The sequence below is a fragment of the Corynebacterium sp. LK14 genome (genome assembly GCF_008042215.1).
GTDB lineage: Bacteria > Actinomycetota > Actinomycetes > Mycobacteriales > Mycobacteriaceae > Corynebacterium > Corynebacterium striatum.
This window is the reverse complement of record NZ_NOVQ01000006.1, coordinates 276,588-293,761: the sequence shown is the minus strand read 5'-3', so window position 1 is coordinate 293,761 and position 17,174 is coordinate 276,588. Positions and strand designations below refer to the sequence as shown.

At 61.8% G+C, this 17,174-nt stretch carries 11 protein-coding genes; 3 read left to right on the top strand and 8 right to left on the bottom strand.

What is annotated here, in order from left to right; genetic code table 11:
- Nucleotides 1-1,299 carry an acetyl-CoA C-acetyltransferase gene (locus CHU71_RS02630; RefSeq protein ID WP_147760092.1) on the top strand — a complete coding sequence of 433 codons (1,299 nt, stop codon included), beginning with the start codon at nt 1-3 and terminating at the stop codon, nt 1,297-1,299.
- Between the two features lie 53 nt (nt 1,300-1,352).
- Nucleotides 1,353-3,440, top strand: coding sequence for an acyl-CoA dehydrogenase family protein (locus tag CHU71_RS02625; RefSeq protein WP_147760091.1), 2,088 nt, complete (start codon nt 1,353-1,355; stop codon nt 3,438-3,440).
- 20 nt (nt 3,441-3,460) lie between these two features.
- On the opposite strand, the gene CHU71_RS02620 is transcribed toward CHU71_RS02625, so the two are convergent.
- The 7 genes from CHU71_RS02620 to purD all read right to left on the bottom strand — a co-directional run bounded on the left by CHU71_RS02620 (nt 3,461) and on the right by purD (nt 15,267).
- Nucleotides 3,461-4,198, bottom strand: coding sequence for a hemolysin III family protein (locus tag CHU71_RS02620; RefSeq protein WP_147760090.1), 738 nt, complete (start codon nt 4,196-4,198; stop codon nt 3,461-3,463).
- A 472-nt stretch (nt 4,199-4,670) separates the two neighbouring features.
- Nucleotides 4,671-8,333 carry a phosphoribosylformylglycinamidine synthase gene (locus tag CHU71_RS02615; RefSeq protein ID WP_255456378.1) on the bottom strand — a complete coding sequence of 1,221 codons (3,663 nt, stop codon included), beginning with the start codon at nt 8,331-8,333 and terminating at the stop codon, nt 4,671-4,673.
- Between the two features lie 287 nt (nt 8,334-8,620).
- On the bottom strand, nt 8,621-9,307 hold the full coding sequence (locus CHU71_RS02610; RefSeq protein WP_049192112.1) for a DUF2334 domain-containing protein: 687 nt from the start codon (nt 9,305-9,307) through the stop codon (nt 8,621-8,623).
- A 48-nt stretch (nt 9,308-9,355) separates the two neighbouring features.
- Entirely contained in the window at nt 9,356-11,479 is a 2,124-nt protein-coding gene (locus tag CHU71_RS02605; protein WP_147760088.1) for a S9 family peptidase, read from the bottom strand.
- A gap of 86 nt (nt 11,480-11,565) precedes the next feature.
- Nucleotides 11,566-12,435, bottom strand: a complete 870-nt coding sequence (locus tag CHU71_RS02600) for a phosphoribosylaminoimidazolesuccinocarboxamide synthase (protein WP_147760087.1) — start codon at nt 12,433-12,435, stop codon at nt 11,566-11,568.
- Between the two features lie 21 nt (nt 12,436-12,456).
- Entirely contained in the window at nt 12,457-13,896 is a 1,440-nt protein-coding gene (gene purB, locus CHU71_RS02595; protein WP_005531323.1) for an adenylosuccinate lyase, read from the bottom strand.
- 72 nt (nt 13,897-13,968) lie between these two features.
- Nucleotides 13,969-15,267 (bottom strand): phosphoribosylamine--glycine ligase, encoded by a 1,299-nt coding sequence (gene purD / locus CHU71_RS02590; RefSeq protein ID WP_049147032.1) that lies wholly within the window; start codon nt 15,265-15,267, stop codon nt 13,969-13,971.
- 34 nt (nt 15,268-15,301) lie between these two features.
- Between purD and CHU71_RS02585 the strand changes: the two genes are divergently transcribed.
- Nucleotides 15,302-15,724, top strand: coding sequence for an HIT family protein (locus CHU71_RS02585; RefSeq protein WP_005531319.1), 423 nt, complete (start codon nt 15,302-15,304; stop codon nt 15,722-15,724).
- On the opposite strand, the gene CHU71_RS02580 is transcribed toward CHU71_RS02585, so the two are convergent.
- Nucleotides 15,721-17,079, bottom strand: coding sequence for a cell wall metabolism sensor histidine kinase WalK (locus CHU71_RS02580; protein ID WP_100619523.1), 1,359 nt, complete (start codon nt 17,077-17,079; stop codon nt 15,721-15,723). The two genes, CHU71_RS02585 and CHU71_RS02580, sit on opposite strands and share 4 nt — an antisense overlap.
- Nucleotides 17,080-17,174: the final 95 nt, after the last annotated feature.

Below are 17,174 nucleotides of genomic sequence, written 5' to 3'. Positions count from 1 at the left end.
ATGACCACCACTTCGCACCGCGTAGCAATCCTAGGCGGCAACCGCATCCCGTTCGCTCGTTCCAACAAGGAATACGCGCATGCCTCCAACCAAGACATGCTGACGAGCGCGCTCGACGGCCTCGTCGCCCGCTATGGACTGCACGACGAGCGCCTAGGACTCGTCGCCGCCGGCGCGGTTCTCAAGCACTCCCGCGATTTCAACCTCACCCGTGAGGTGGTTCTGGGTTCTGCGCTCGACTCCACTACCCCAGCCATCGACCTCCAGCAGGCATGCTGCACCTCGCTGGCAGCGGCCATCCACGTCGGTGACGCCATCGCCCAGGGCCGCATCAGCTCCGGCATCGCGGGTGGCACCGACACCACCTCGGACGCACCGCTCGCCGTCAACGACTCTCTGCGCCGGACCCTCATTAACCTCTCCCGCGCCAAGACCGTGGCCCAGCGTGCACAGCTCATTGGCTCCATTCGCCCGGGACAGCTGGCGCCGGAGCAGCCCCAGAACGGCGAGCCACGCACCGGCCTTTCCATGGGTGACCATGCAGCCATCACCGCCCGCGAGTTGAAGGTCACCCGCGCCGACCAAGACCAGCTGGCGTTGGAGTCCCACCAGAAGCTACACCAGGCCTGGGAAGAGGGCTTTTTTACTGACCTGACCACCGGCTTCTTGGGCGTCAACCGCGACACCAACCTGCGCGCGGACTCCACCTTGGAAAAGCTCGGACAACTCAAGCCAGTCTTCGGCAAGCGCGACGCCCAGCAGCACGGCACCCAGGCCACGATGACTGCAGGAAACTCCACACCGCTTACCGATGGCGCCTCAGTGGCGCTGCTTGGCAACGAGGACTGGGCCGCACAGCATAACCTCGAACCGCTTGCCTACCTGGTGGACTCCGAGACCGCTGCAGTGGACTTCATCCACGGCGGCGACGGCCTGCTTATGGCACCGACCTACGCGGTTCCTCGCCTGCTTGAGCGCAACGGCCTCAGCCTGCAGGACTTCGACTTCTATGAGGTCCACGAGGCATTTGCCTCCCAGGTACTGGCCACGCTGACTGCCTGGGAAGATGAGACCTACTGCCGCGAGCGTCTCGGACTGCCCGGCGCGCTCGGCCCCATCGACCGCACCAAGCTCAACGTAAAGGGCTCCTCCTTGGCAGCGGGCCACCCGTTCGCCGCAACCGGCACCCGCATCCTGGCCACCACCGCCAAGATTCTGGAAGAAAACGGCGGCGGCCGCGCTCTGATTTCCATCTGCGCAGCCGGCGGCCAGGGCGTGGCGGCCATCGTCGAGCACTAGAACACCAACGAGACCACCTGCCCAAACTCTCCAATCAATTAAGGAAACCCATCATGGCACTCACCAAGACTCTGAGCAGAGACTCCAACAAGGAACAAAACCCTGGCCGCGGCGACGCCCGTTCTGCACCGGCCCAAGCCGAGCCGCGCAGCCCAGGCCGCCTGCCCACCACTCCGAAGCCTTCCGTGGCCACCGAGCTGGGAGCGCTTCTCGACGGCCCACACGCCTCTTTCCGCCACGAGTTGCGCGAATTCATCGACGATCCAAGCCTCTTCCCACGTCCTGAGCTCTCGGTTGCCGAGCAGCGCGAGCACACCTTTAACAACCTTGCAAAGGTCCGCGACTTCGGCGGCTTCCAAAAGGGACTGCGCCGCGACAATGGCGGTCCGGGCAAGCCGATTCTTTCCACCTTCACTCTGGAAGGCCTGGCATGGGCCGACGGTTCCCTGGCCATCAAGTCCGGCGTGCAGTGGGGCCTGTGGGGAGGTGCGCTCGACCAGCTGGGCACCGAACGCCACCTCGAATGGGTAGAAAAGGCAAGCAGCCTTGAGCTACCTGGTTGCTTCGCCATGACCGAGCGCGGTCACGGTTCTGACGTCCAGTCCCTGGAGACTACCGCTACCTATGATCCGGAGACTGATGAGTTCATCATCAACACTCCAAAGGACACCGCGGTAAAGAACTACATCGGCAACGCCGCAAAGGACGGCCGCGCTGCAGTGGTCTTTACACAGCTCTACACCCCGGGCAGCGATGGCCGCAGCCACGGCGTGCACGCCATCATCGTGCCGATTCGCGACGAAGAGGGTAACTCCCTGCCGGGTGTCACCTTGGGCGACCACGGCCACAAGGGCGGCCTGGTCGGCGTGGACAACGGCACATTGCGCTTCGACAATGTCCGGGTTCCCCGTGTAAACCTGCTCAACCGGTTCGCCGATGTCGACGAGAAAGGCAAGTACACCTCCCCTATTGAGAATCCCAACGCCCGCTTTTTCACCATGCTGGGCACGCTCATCCGCGGCCGCATGGGCGTGGCGGGCGCTGCCGGTGCCGCGACTGAAGCCTCGTTGGATATTGCACTGCGCTACGCCAACCGACGTCGCCAGTTCGAAGGCGCAACCGGTTCCGAAAAGCGTCTCATCGATCACCGCCAGCACCGCCGCCGCCTGCTCATCCCGCTCGCACGTACCTATGCGCTGCACCTGCTCCACAACCAGATCCTGGAGCGCTACCAGGAAATGAACGACCAGCAGGAGTCCGGCACATGGTCCGTGACCACCCCGGATGAGGAGCAGAAGTTCGCCTCCCGCGAGATGGAGTCCCTCGCCGGCGCCATCAAAGCAGCGCAAACCCAGCACGCCATCCGCACCATTCAAGAATGCCGTGAGGCCTGCGGCGGCGCCGGCTACATGTCGGAGAACCGCCTGACCACCTACCGTGCCGACTCCGATGTCTGCGCCACCTTCGAGGGCGACAACACCGTCCTCATCCAGATGGTGGGCAAGAATCTACTCACGGCATATGGCCGCGCGATGAACGACATGTCCCCATGGGACACCGTGCGTTACGCCGCGACAACCGCCACCGAGGTGGTCCGCCGCCGCACCGGCTTCACCACTCGCTTGCAGGGGCTGGTGGACTTGGTGAACCCGAATGAGGCATCGCTTTTCGACGCCGTGTACCAGGCCAAGCTCATCGACGATCGCGCCCAGTCCGTGCTCTTCTCCCTCGTGCGCCGCATCCAGCCAGCCCGCAAGGCGGATAAGGTGCAGGCGGCCGCCATCGTGGACAAGTGCCAGGACCACCTCATCGCGGCTGGTTGGGCCCGCGTGGATACCCTGCTGGTCCAGGCCATGATCGAAGCAGAGGAGCGCCTGGAAGAGGGTTCGCTGGCTCGCCAGGTCTTCGAGCAGCTACGTCACCTGTTCGTTCTGTCCACGCTGGTCGAGCACGCCGGTTGGTATCAGGAGCACAACCTGCTTCCCGCAGGCCGTATGAAGGCTGCTCGCGCCGCCATCAACGACCTCGTCGATTCCCTGGCGCCCTGGTCGGTGGTCTTGGTAGACGCCTTCGGCATCCCGTCCGAGGCATCCAACATTCCGATGCTCACCGAGGCAGGCGTGGACCCGCTTCGCCACTAACTAAAGCGGCGCACCACTAGTTAGGCCGCAACGACCATCCAGACGGCGACCATGTGCACAACGGCGGCGGCGATAGTTGCCGTGTGAAAGTGCTCGTGGTAGCCGTACCACCGGGCGTTGCGGCCTGGCCATTTAAAGCCATAGGCCAACGCGCCCACGGAATAGATGACGCCGCCTGCGAACAGCAACCACACCACAGCGGGTCCCGCCTCAGTCCACAACGTTGGAATCAAAGGTAAGACCAACCATCCCAAGGCCAGGTACACCACCACATCGAGCCAGCGTGGGTGGTCAATCCACACCAGATTCAGGATGACGCCCATAATTGCGCCAACCCACGCTATGCCCAGCATCCAAGCAGCCTGGACCGGCTCAAGCACAATCGCACAGAGCGGCGTATAGGTGGCAGCAATAAACACCGCGATGGTGGCATGGTCAGCGCGCCGCCACCATCGCACCGCCCGCGCGGTGGGCCATGGCCAACGGTGATAGAGGGCCGAAACGCCGAAGAGCCCCACCACCCCAACGCCATAAACGGTCACTGCAAGCGCCTGGTCCCACGAGATGCTCATCCACGCAAACGTAATTAAGACAGTGGAGGCAATCACGGAAACAATAGCCGCGAAGAGGTGACCCCACCCACGCGTTAGTGGGCGTTCGCCGCGGTCTGCCACGAAATAGCGGCGCTCAATGAGTTTTTCTAAAGCGCCGTTTTCGCATTTTTCGTCGGGGGTCGTGACCCTATGTTGGATCGCCATCAAGAAAGCCTTACTTTGGGAATCTATTTAGCCTCAACACTAAACTTACGTTTCCGTAACTATACGGGCCTAACCTCAGGGGTTCAAGGGTATCTCCAACAATGTTCTGCTCCCCGGTGGTGACCAGCCACGCCCGAGCTTCTATCTCTTGCCAGGTGTACAGGGCGGCCAAGAGCGCATAAACCGGATGCCCCAGGAGCTGTCTCCACTGACCAGGGCGCGCACTCCTTCGGCTGGTTCGAGCAACAGATGAAGATCAGCTGAGCACAGACCATCGCTCGCTCTGAGGCTCCCACACCGGTTGGGTCCCCGTCTTTGGGTCCCATTGGTTGGGTCCTATTGCGAGTGGAGTTTTGTGTTATGGGATGAAAAAGGCTCCCTTTGCTAGCAAAGGGAGCCAAGGAATGGGACCCAACCAGGAGGACCAAACCGGCTGGCCTTCGGCACGCGTCAGGCCAGTCCGGGCTCGGAACTACTTGCGGAAGAAGTCCGCCGCGGACTCAAAGAGCAACATGTCGTACTCGCCCGGCACGTTCTTGTACGTCGACGGCGAGATGCGCTCAGAGTGGCCCATCTTGCCCAGGACGCGGCCGTCCTCGGACATGATGCCCTCCAGCGCGAAGAGGCCACCGTTCGGGTTCACAGAGATATCCATCAGCGGGTTGCATGCAGCGTCGACGTACTGGGTAACGGCAGCTGCCTTTAGGCGCTCCCACTCGGATTCACCAGCGGTGATGCGCCCCTCGCCATGCGAAATCGGGACGGAGAAGACGTCGCCTTCATTGACCTTGGACAGCCATGGCGAATCGTTGTTGACCACGCGGACGCGGGAGATGCGCGACTGGTGGCGGCCGATGCTGTTGAAGGTCAGGGTCGGGGTCTCAGTGCCTGGCTTAGAGATGGCTCCGAACGGAACCAGGCCGAGCTTGATGAGCGCCTGGAAGCCGTTGCAGATGCCCAGGATGAGGCCGCCGCGCTCGTCGAGGAGGCCCTGCACGCCTGCGGACAGGGACGGGTTGCGCAGGAAGGAGGTGATGAACTTCGCGGAGCCATCCGGCTCGTCACCACCGGAGAAGCCGCCCGGCAGGAAGAGCATCTGCGAGCGGTCCAGTGCAGCCGCCATGCGGTCCACGGACTCGGCGATGTCTTCAGGGGTGCGGTTGCGCACCACGAGGATCTCAGACTCGATACCCGCGCGACGCAGCGCTGCCGCAGAGTCGTACTCGCAGTTGGTGCCCGGGAAGACCGGGATGAGCGCCGTGGCCTTTGCCCCACCGAAGGTCGGGGTGATAGTCCGTGCGACCGTCTCCCCCTTAGCAGCAGCGCCGAGGTCAACAGAGCCAGCCTGCTCCACCGTGGTCGGGTAAATCTCTTCCAGGGTGCCCAAGTAGGCAGCCTCAGCGTCAGCAAAGCTGACCTCCGCGCCGCGGTAGCTGAAGCCGCCAGCGGTGGTGGTACCCAGGGCAGAGCCGGCAACGGGCTCCTGGCCTTCTGCCCACTCGAGGACGAAGGCGCCGTAGGCGTAATCGTAGAGAGGGGCGTCGTCAGCGAAGGCGAAGCCGATGCCCTCACCCAAGCCCATCTTCAGGACTGACTCGGCAGGGCCGCCAAAGCCGGGGGTGTACGCGGAGACGACCTTGCCTGAGCGCAGCAGCTCAGTCACGGTACGGAAGTTCTCCACCAGCGACTCTGGGGTAGGCAGGCCGGCGAGGGCGGTATCGGAGGCGTCGGCAAGCGCAGGCGAAAGCAGCGTCACCTGGTGGCCTGCGGCCTTGAAGTGGTTAGGGACCATGTTGCCCGCGTCGTCGTGGCTGACGGCAACCGAAATAACCGTTGGTGGAACGTGCAGCTCTTCGAAGGTTCCGGACATGGAGTCCTTGCCGCCAATCGCGGCGACGCCGAGGCCAAGCTGGGCCTTGATGGTGCCCAGCAGCGCGGCGGCCGGCTTGCCCCAAGCCGCAGCGGAGTCCATGCGCTCGAAGTACTCCTGGAAAGACAGGTAGGTCTCATCGAAGGAGGCGCCGGTGGCAATCAGCTTGGACACGGACTCCACAACGGCGAGGTAGGCGCCGTGGTACGGGCTGGCCTCGGTGACGTATGGGTTGTAGCCCCAGGACATCACGGAGCAGTTGGTGGTCTCGCCCAGCGCCGGGAGGGTGTTGGCCATTGCCTGAATCGGGGTGGCCTGACGCGTGCCGCCGAAAGGCATGAGCACGGTACCCGCGCCGACGGTGGAGTCGAAGCGCTCGGAGAGGCCTTGCTTGGAGGCAACATTGAGGTCAGAGGCCATGCCGAGGAAGGACGCGTTGAAGTCCTCCTGGCACGCCCACTCACGGGACGCGCCGCGCCAATCACCAGCAGGGGCGACGTCAGCGGTGGCGTGCTTGTCCGCGCCGTTGGTGTTGAGGAACTCGCGTGAGAGATCCACGATGGTGGTGCCGCGCCAGTGCATGCGCATGCGGCCAGAGTCAGTGACCTCCGCAACGACCACGGCGTTGAGGTTCTCCTCGTTGGCGAGGGCGATGAGCTTGTCGACGTCGCCTGCCTCAATCACGGTAGCCATGCGCTCCTGAGACTCAGACAGCGCCAGCTCGGTGCCGTCGAGGCCCTCGTACTTCTTTGGAACGGCGTCCAGGTTGATCTCAAGGGAATCAGCCAGCTCACCCACAGCCACGGCGACGCCGCCGGCGCCGAAGTCGTTGCAGCGCTTGATGAGCTTGGAGAATTCCGGGTTGCGGAACAGACGCTGCAGCTTTCGCTCCTCCGGCGCATTACCCTTCTGCACCTCCGCGCCCGCGGTGGTCAGCGACTCCACGGTGTGGGACTTGGAGGAACCGGTGGCTCCGCCGATGCCGTCGCGGCCGGTTGCACCTCCGACCAAGACCACGAGGTCACCTGCGGTCGGCACCTCGCGGCGCACGTTGGCTGCTGGCGCGCCCGCGACAACTGCACCCATCTCGAGGTGCTTGGCCACATAGCCCGGGTGATAGAGCTCGTCGACGAGGCCGGTGGCCAGGCCGATCTGGTTGCCGTAGGAGGAGTTACCGGCAGCGGCCACGCGCGCGATGGTCTTCTGCGGCAGCTTGCCCGCGCGCGTGGTGGTCTCCAGTGGGTTGCCGGAGCCGGAGATGCGCATGGCGCCGTAGACGTAGCCGCGGCCGGACAGCGGGTCACGGATAGCGCCACCGATACAGGTAGCGGCGCCACCGAAAGGCTCGATCTCAGTTGGGTGGTTGTGGGTCTCGTTTTTAAAGAGCAGCAGCCATGGCTCTTCCTTGCCATCCACGGTGATGGTGACGTGCACGGTGCAGGCGTTGATCTCTTCGGAGACGTCCATGGCGTCGAGCTTGCCCGTGGCACGCAGGACCTTGCCCGCGATGGTGCCCATGTCCATCAGGGTCACCGGCTTGGTGCGGCCGATGGACTCACGGGCTGCGAGGTAGTCCTGGTAAGCAGCCTCGACGGCTGGCTCGTTGAAGGTGATGGAGTCGAGAACCGTCTCAAAAGTGGTGTGGCGGCAGTGATCGGACCAGTAGGTGTCGATCACCTTGAGCTCGGTGATGGTGGGTTCGCGGTCTTCGGAAGCAAAGTAGTTACGAATCAAGGTGGCGTCGTCAGCGTCCATGGCCAGGCCGTGGGATGCGACGAATTCGGGGAGGGCGGCGTCGGAAAGCGCAGTAAAGCCCTCAAGGGTCTCCACGTCAGCGGGCGTGGCCACCTGCAGTGCCAGCGTCTCAGGCAGCTCCAGGGAAGCCTCGCGGGCCTCCACCGGGTTGATGAGGCCTGCGCGCATGGCCTCCGGAATGGCGCCCTCGACTGCGTAGACCACAGCGGTGCGAACGCGCGGGCGCTCCTTTTCAAAAAGGAACTGAATACACTGCGCAGCGGAGTCCGCGCGTTGATCGAACTGACCAGGCAGCGGCTCGACCGCGAGGACCTCTCCGTCGATGCCAGCCTCGTCCAACGTGGAATAGGTTGTGTCTACCTGCGGTTCGGAGAGAACCAGCTGAACCGCGGTGGCGAACTCCTCATCCGTGGTGCCCTCTACGTCATAGCGGTTGAGCAGGCGCACTTTGACGCCGTACTCTTTCGACAATGCCGCGGCATGCCCACCCTCGCGATTTTCCACGTACACGCGCTGAACCATCGTGCCTCCAGTTTCATTCAGCTCAAGTTTTAACTCGGTAGTCGACTTAGTGCCCACAGTATTTCCCGCGGGGAACGAAAACCAATTCTATAGGGCGGCGGGTTGGGGGTGGTTTGGTCCGGGGGATTACTGGCGCCGAGGCCTCGCGTGGGCACAATTTGCCAAATAGTGCGCCAAAATTTGCTGATTTTCCGGGATTGCTTGGCAAATTGTGCGCTTTTGCGCGTTCGGCGTGCCTTCGGTGCACGCTTGGGATGCACTTCCGCGGGAGGCTTTTAACGCTTCGCCAAAAAGACGCCGTAGTCCGCTGGCTGCGCTCCGGCGCTTGCGGCGCGGTCAACCGCCTTGATGAAGTCCGAGACCACTTTCCTGTCATTAAGGTTGCGGCCGGAGATGGAAAGACGCACGGTGTTGCCACGCAGCGCGGAGCGCTCCGCAGCGCGAATAATGTTGCGGCGCCACCACTTCGCCGCGCCGAAGCCCTCGCCGAAGGACAGGTTGCGGGTCTGGTGGAACTTGCCGGAGCGCAGCTCGTGAATGCCGCGCGTGGAGGCCGCGACGTCGAAAGCAAAGTTCGGCAGGACCTCCAAGGTGCCAGGCGACATACGCCAGCGTGGAGGTGCAAAGATGCTCGGCTCAAAGCCCAGCTTGGCCATCTGCCGCGTGGCACCCTTCAAACGAAGATCTGCCTCGTGCGAGTCGAGGTTGGCAAACTCAGCGCGGCGGCCTTGCACCGCTTGGTCGAAGCCATTCAGGATGAGCAACCTACCCGCGGATTCCTGCTCTTTGAGAAAGCCTAAGGTCTTGTCATCCTTGGCCAGGTGCCAATTGCCATCAATGTGTGGGGCAACCAGCAAAGAGACCGGGATTTCTTCCCGGTCTAGTTCTTTGAGGAGGTTACTAGTTTGCTTCCGCGTGTCAGAAAAGATGCTGGAAATCGAAACTAGAAGGTGGCCATGCATAAGTGCAATTATCGCACAGCCACCGCGAGTCCGCGCGGCGAAGAGCTTCTAGGCTTTCAGCCCCGTGGCCTTGTTAATGGTCCACGCGTACTCGAAGGCATTCTGGCGCCACTTGTCATAACGCCCTGAAACGCCACCGTGGCCGGCAACCATCTCCGTCTTGAGCAGGAACTGCCCGCCCTTTGCGGTATCACGCAGCTTGGCAATCCACTTCGCCGGTTCCACGTAGAGCACGCGAGTGTCGTTGAGCGAGGTAATCGCCAGAATGTCCGGGTAGTTCTGCGCAGTGACGTTCTCATAAGGCGCATAGGACTTCATGTAGTCATAGACCTCTGGGTCGTGGTACGGGTCGCCCCACTCTTCCCACTCGATGACCGTCAGCGGCAGCTCCGGCTTCAGGATGGAAGTCAGAGGGTCCACGAAGGGCACAGAGGCCTGGATGGCCGTGAAGCGGTCCGGGGCCATGTTCGCCACCGCACCCATCAGCAGGCCACCGGCGGAGCCGCCTTCCGCCACCATCTGATTTGCGGTAGTGACACCGCGCGCAATGAGGTCATCGGCCACCGCGATGAAGTCGGTGAAAGTGTTCTTTTTCTGCAAAAGCTTGCCGTCGTCGTACCAGGTGCGGCCCATTTCGCCGCCGCCGCGGACGTGCGCCATGGCGAAGATCATGCCGCGATCCATCAATGACAGACGGAAGACGGAGAAGTATGGGTCCATGCTGGTCTCATAAGAGCCGTATCCGTAGAGAAGCGTCGGATTAGCTTTGGTGCGGTCAAGATCAGCGCGGTGCACGATGGAGACCGGAATCTGGGTGCCGTCGGAAGCCTGCGTCCACATGCGGTAGGCAACGTAGTCATCCTTGTTGTAACCGCCCGGGACTTCTTGTTCCTTGAGCACGGTGTACTCGCCAGTCTCAACGCGGTAATCGAAAAGCTGCGAAGGCTGGATGAAGGAGGTGTAGCTCACGCGCAGTACCGGAGCATCCCATTCCGGGTTGCCGCCAACGCTCACGGTGTAGAGCTCTTCGTTGAAGTTTAGTTCTTTAAAATCGGACCAACCATGGCGTACATCCATGATTGCGGCACGCCCGATGCCGCCGCGGCGGTAGCCTACGACAACCTGGTCGCGATAGGTATCCACGCCTTCCAGGCGCACATCCTCGCGATGCGGAATCAGCACATCGAGCTCGCGGAGCGGTGCGAGGTCCTCCCCTACGGCCAGCGGCGTGGTGACCAGGGTGAAGTTCGGGCCTGAGGCGTTGTGGGTAACAAACCAATAGGCCTGGCCGTCTATCTCGGCATAGTCGACGTCGTAGTCAACGCCTGCTTCGCGCTGCCACAGAACCTGGAATTCGCCTTCCGGGTCCGTGCGATCCAGCACCCAGGTCTCTGAGGTCAGCTTCGACCCGATGACGATGAACAGGTACTTCTCGCTGCGAATACTGCCGACGCCGATATTGAAGTGCTCGTCGGCTTCATGCATGACCTGCACGTCTTCGGACTGCTCGGTTCCCACCTTGTGGCGCCAGACGGTATCTGGGCGCCAGGCATCATCGACCGTGGTGTAAAAGATGTAGTCATCACCCACCCAGGTCGCACCGTAGAAGATGCCTTCGAGGCGGTCGGAGAGCAGCTCGCCGGTACGCAAGTCCTTGATGACCAGAGAAAAACGCTCGTCGCCAGCGGTATCTACGGAATAAGCCAGCAGGTTGCCGGAGTCAGAGACGGTGGAGGCACCCATCGCGAAGAATTCGGTGCCTTCTGCTAGCTCGTTGGCATCTAAGAGGATTTCCTCGCCCTCAGGCGCGCCTTCTTCTGGAATAACGGGAGCGGTCCACGGGTCAGCACCTTCGGCCACCGGAACGCGGCAGCTAATGCCATAGTTCTTGCCCTCGACAGAGCGGCCGTAATACCAGTACTGGCCCCTGCGCGAAGGCACGGACATGTCCGTTTCCTTCACGCGCGACTTTACTTCCTGGAAGATGTTCTCAGTCAGCTCTTTAAGATGCGCAGTCTCCTGCTCAGTATAAGCATTCTCCGCGCGCAGATAATCGAGCGTTTCTGCGGATTCTTTATTCCGCATCCACTCGTAATCATCCACGAACGTACGTCCATGAAAATCGCGGGCGATGGGGTGTTTTGCGGCAATCGGCGGGGTCAATTCAGTCATGCCGCCCCACTTTACGCAATCTGCGGCTAGAAGAAACCTTTGATAAGCCCCTTGTAGCGAAAGACCACGAGCGTTGCCATTAGGCCTTAGAAGGAGTTTCCCGAAAGACGCTCATAAGCCTCAACGTAGCGAGCACGGGTGGCCTCGACGACGTCGTCAGGCAGGCGAGGCGGTGTGGTGTCAGCAGCCTGATCCCAACCGGACTCCGGGGAGGTCAGCCAGTTACGCACGTACTGCTTGTCAAAGGAAGGCTGAACCTTGCCCTCTTCATACGTATCGGCCGGCCAGTAACGGGAGGAATCCGGGGTCAGCACCTCGTCTGCGAGGATGAGGGTGCCGTTTTCATCCAGGCCGAACTCGAACTTGGTATCGGCCAGGATGATGCCTTTTTCCTCCGCGATGCGGGCGGCCTCGGAGTAGATGCGCAGGGTGGCGTCGCGCAGCTCCTCAGCACGCTCTTTGCCCAGCTTGGCGACGACCGCGTCAAAGGACACGTTCTCATCATGCTCGCCCTGCTCCGCCTTGGTGGCCGGTGTGAAGATCGGCTCTGGCAAGCGGGAGGCCTCGCTAAGGCCTTCGGGCAGCTCGATGCCGCAGACGGTGCCGCTCTCCTGATATTCCTTAAGTCCCGAGCCGGTAAGGTAGCCGCGCGCGACGCACTCGAAAGGCAGCATGTCGAGCTTTTTGACCACCATTGCACGGCCCAAGACCTCTTCTGGGATGCGCTCGTCATCAAGCGGACCCGCCAGGTGGTTGGGGAAGTCAATGGAATCAAAGAAGAACTTCGACGTCGCGGTCAGAACACGACCCTTGTCCGGGATAGCCGGGTCCAGGGAGTGGTCGTAGGCCGAGATGCGGTCGGAGACGACCATCAACAAGGTGTTCTCGTCAACGTCATAAATGTCACGGACCTTGCCGGAAGCAAGGTGCTTATAAGAAGAAAGTCCTGGGCGCATGAGTCCTATCCTAATTCGCTTTTAGAGAATCTCGCCTGGGGTATAAGCGGCCGCTTTCGGGTGCTCGCTGACCAGGTTGTTGATGCGGGTGAGAACCTGATTGACCTGGGACTCCGCGGCGCCAATGAAGGCGTGCTTATCGGCCAGGGCAGCCTCAAGATCCGCTGCGTTCATCGGCAGACGTTCATCGGCTGCAAGGCGCTCGACGAGGTCCTGCTCGCCACCGTTTTCACGCATATTGAGTGCAACTGCCACGGCATTTTCCTTGATGACCTCGTGTGCGGTCTCGCGGCCCACACCAGCGCGCACGGCGGCCATGAGGATGCGGGTGGTGGCCAGGAACGGCAGGTAGCGCTCGAGCTCGCGGTTAATCATGGCAGGGAAAGCACCGAACTCGTCCAGCACGGTCAGGAAGGTCTCAAACTGGCCATCGAGAGCGAAGAACGCATCCGGAAGTGCCACGCGGCGAACCACGGAGCAGAACACGTCGCCCTCGTTCCACTGCTGGCCAGACAGATCGGCCACCATGGTCAGGTAGCCGCGCAGGATGACCTGGAAACCGCACACGCGCTCACAAGAACGAGCATTCATCTTGTGCGGCATTGCAGAAGAGCCAACCTGGCCTTCCTTGAAGCCCTCGGTCACGGTCTCGTTGCCGGCCATGAGGCGGATGGTGGTAGCCAGCGAGGACGGACCAGCGCCGAGCTCCACCAGAGCCGAAACTGCGTCAAAGTCGAGGGAGCGTGGGTAGACCTGGCCCACGGAGTTGAAGATGCGGTGGAAGCCCAGGTGATCCGCAATTGCGGTCTCCAGGGAAGCAAGCTTGTCCTCGGAACCGCCCATCAGGTCAAGCATGTCCTGGGAGGTGCCCATCGGGCCCTTGATGCCGCGCAGCGGGTATCGCGCGAGCAGGGACTCCACGCGCTCGATGCCCAGCAGCATTTCGTCAGCTGCGGAAGCAAAGCGCTTGCCCAATGTGGTGGCTTGGGCGGCAACGTTGTGCGAACGACCTGCCATCACCAGTGTCTGGTAATCGGCGGCGTGCTTGCCGATGCGGGCAAGCACAGCAATGGCTTTATCACGGATGAGGCGCAGGGAGGAGTGAATCTGCAGCTGCTCGACGTTCTCCGTGAGGTCGCGGCTGGTCATGCCCTTGTGGATGTGCTCGTAGCCAGCTAGCGCGTTGAACTCCTCGATACGGGCCTTGACGTCATGGCGCGTGACGCGCTCGCGAGCGGCAATGGACTCGAGGTCAACCTGGTCAATCACGGACTCGTATGCCGAGATAGCTTCGGCGGGGATATCTACTCCCAGATCCTTCTGCGCGCGCATGACAGCGATCCACAGCTGGCGCTCGAGGATGATCTTGTGCTCCGGGCTCCAAATGTTGGACAACTCAGCGGAAGCATAACGAGAGGACAGGACGTTGGAAATGTTCTTCTTATCAGCCACGGGAAACATTATTCCACGTATAAAGCCCAGCCTGAACCTTTTGGAAGCAAGCTGGGCTATACGGGGGTGCGTTAGAAAAAGCTAGATAGAAATCTCGCCGTCTTCGGCACGCTTTCCGATGTCGCGACGGTAGAAGCTGCCTTCCAGTTTGAGGCCTTCTAGCACCTCGTAGGCGGCAGCTCGTGCCTCGGCGAGCGTGGCGCCCTGGCCCAAGACATTGAGCACGCGGCCGCCGTTGGAGATGACATCGACTTCCTCTTCAACACCTGGCGAGCCTTCGGCTTGCGAGGTGCCCGCGTGGAGAACCTTGTTCGGGTCATCCAGACCTGGGCCAGTGATGACGTCGCCCTTGCGTGGGGAGGCCGGGTAGCCCTCTGCTGCCAGGACGACGGTAACGGCGTAGCCGTCCTTCCACTTCAGCTCGTCCAGCTCCGCGAGCGTGCCAGTAGCGGTGGCGTTCAGCGCCTCCGCCAACGGGGACTCCAACATGGACAAAACAGCCTGGGTTTCTGGGTCGCCGAAGCGGCAGTTGAACTCAACGACGGCAATGCCTTCCTTGCCCCACGCCAGACCGGCGTAAAGCAAGCCCGAGTACGGGTTGCCGCGCTTGACCATTTCTGCGGCAACCGGCTTGCACACTTCATCCACGATGCGCTGCACGCCGTCGGCAGGCAGCCACGGCAACGGGGTGTACGCCCCCATGCCGCCGGTATTGGGACCCTCGTCATTGTCGTAGGCACGCTTGTGGTCCTGTGCCGGCAGCAGCGGGACAACGGTCTCGCCGTCGACCAAGCAGAACAGGGAAACTTCTGGGCCATCGAGGAAAGATTCGAGCAGGACCGGGTTTCCTGCCGCGTGAACCTCGTTCACGTGCTCTTTGGCAGCAGCGCGATCATCGGTGACCACAACACCCTTGCCGCCAGCAAGTCCATCATCCTTGACCACGAAGTGCGGGCCGAAGCGGTCGAGTGCTGCCTCGATCTCGGCATCGGACGTGCCCGGCACGAGCTGCTCCGCACGCGCCGTCTTCACGCCAGCTGCGTTCATGATGTCCTTGGCAAAAGCCTTGGAACCCTCGATCTGAGCTGCGGACTTGTTGGGGCCAAACACGGCGATGCCGTTGGCACGCAGCTCGTCGGCAACGCCGGCCACAAGCGGCACCTCGGGGCCGACGACGACGAGCTCAGCGTCAATCTTCTGCGCCAGCTGAAGCATCTGAGCTGGGTCATCAACCTTGGAGTACGCAGGGTGCACGGTGGCCAAGTCCGCGAAATTAGGCGAGCCAGGGGCAACGTGAAGTTCGGTGGTCAGTGGATCTGCCTTGAGACCTTTGAGCAGGGCGTGTTCGCGGCCGCCCGAGCCAATTACGAGAATGCGCATGCCGCCTATCTTAACTGGCGGTAGCCTAGTCACCATGTCTTCTGTATTTACCAAGATTATTAATGGCGAGCTGCCAGGCCGCTTTGTCTACCGCGATGAAACCTGCGTGGCTTTTTTGTCCATCGAACCGCTGCGCTACGGCCACACCCTCGTGGTACCAGTCGAGGAAGTAGATAAGTGGACTGACCTTGACCCAGCTACGTGGGCGCACCTCAATGCGGTGGCACTGGAAATTGGCGCTGCTATCAAGACCGCCTTTGACACCCCACGCACCGGCTACATCATCGCGGGCTTCGATGTGCCACACACCCACATCCACCTCTTCCCCACCGAGAAGATGGAGGAGTATGACTTCGCCAAGGCTTATGCCGCCGACGCCACCGACCCGGCCGCCATGGATGAGGCAGCAGCCCGCATCCGTCAGCACCTCGGCACTGACGAGGAAGGCCGCCGCTAGGCAGCCAGCGCGGGCAGGCGCAACGTAAACGTTGAGCCTTCGCCCAGCGCAGACTCCACAGAGATCCTGCCTCCGTGTTGTTCCACAAGGGACTTCACAATGGCCAGGCCTAAACCGGAGCCGCCTGTATCGCGGGTACGCGAGGTATCCGCGCGGTAGAAGCGTTCAAAGATGTGGCTGGCATCCTCGGGGGTCATGCCCTTGCCGTCATCCGCGACGTCGATAAGCACATCAGTGCCCTTCTCCCCCGCTTCCTCGCGGATGGTGAGCTTGACCTTCGCTTCCTCGCCACCGTGGCGAAGCGCGTTGGAGACCAGGTTGAGCAGCACCTGGTGCAGACGGTCAGGATCACCCTTAACCAGCGGGATATCGGCGGCCTCATTGACCACATCGATCTGGCGACCAGGGAAGGCCGCGCGGGCCGAAGAACCAGCTGAGAGCACTAGTTCAAGCATATCCACGGTGCCCATGTCTAGGCGCGACCCCTCCGCACGGGTCAACGCGAGGAGATCCTCAACCAGAAGGGACATGCGCTTGGACTCATCATCAATCTTGGAAAAGACCATGTCCACGTCCTGCGTGGCGCCGGAGCGATACAACTCGGTGTAGCCACGCAAACTGGTAAGCGGGGTGCGCAACTCGTGGGAGGCATCGCCCACGAAGCGGCGCATCTGTTCCTCTTTCTCCTGCGCCTGCACCACGGAACGCTGCAGCTGCCCCAGCATGATGTTGAGGGCGGCGGAAAGCTGGCCCACCTCGGTGTGTAGCGGCCAATCCGGGACACGCTTGTCGAGGTCTCCCGCCGCAATCTGCGAGGCAGTTTTCTCCACCACTCGCAATGGGCGCAGCGCGCGGCGGATGAACCACATACCGACAACAGCGATGATGCCCATGACCACCGCTGTAATGATGATCTGCACGATCGCGAGACCGCGCAGCATGATCGTCTCACGGGTCAGGTCTTTGGCCACGATGGTGACCGTGCCGTTTTGCTTGATGGCCACGGCACGCCACTTGGTTTCAGAATCTCCCACTGAATTGATGGTTGCCGGCTCGTCATCAATATAGAGCTTCTTGGCGTCCGGCATGCTGGCATTGGGGCCGGTGTAGAGAATGGTTCCGTCCGGCAGATAGGACAAAACAACGTATTCCGTCGGTGGACGCCGGGAGTAGTCGCCCGCGTAGGAATCGTTGCTCAGGTTGCGAACCCAGCCATTGGTGGCCTCTTTGAGCTGCTCGTCCACGTTCGCGTACATGACGTCAGTCATGATCGAGGAAACAGCCAACGAGGAACCGGCAAGACCCAGACCAGAGACCAAGACCATGAGCACGAGCAACCAAGTGCGCAAAGGCATCGCCTTGGGTCGCTGCACGCGGCGTCGCTTAGCAGGCTCGCCGACGGGAACCGCAGCGCCCGTAGTTACCACCGGTTCAGGCGAATCAAGCGGTA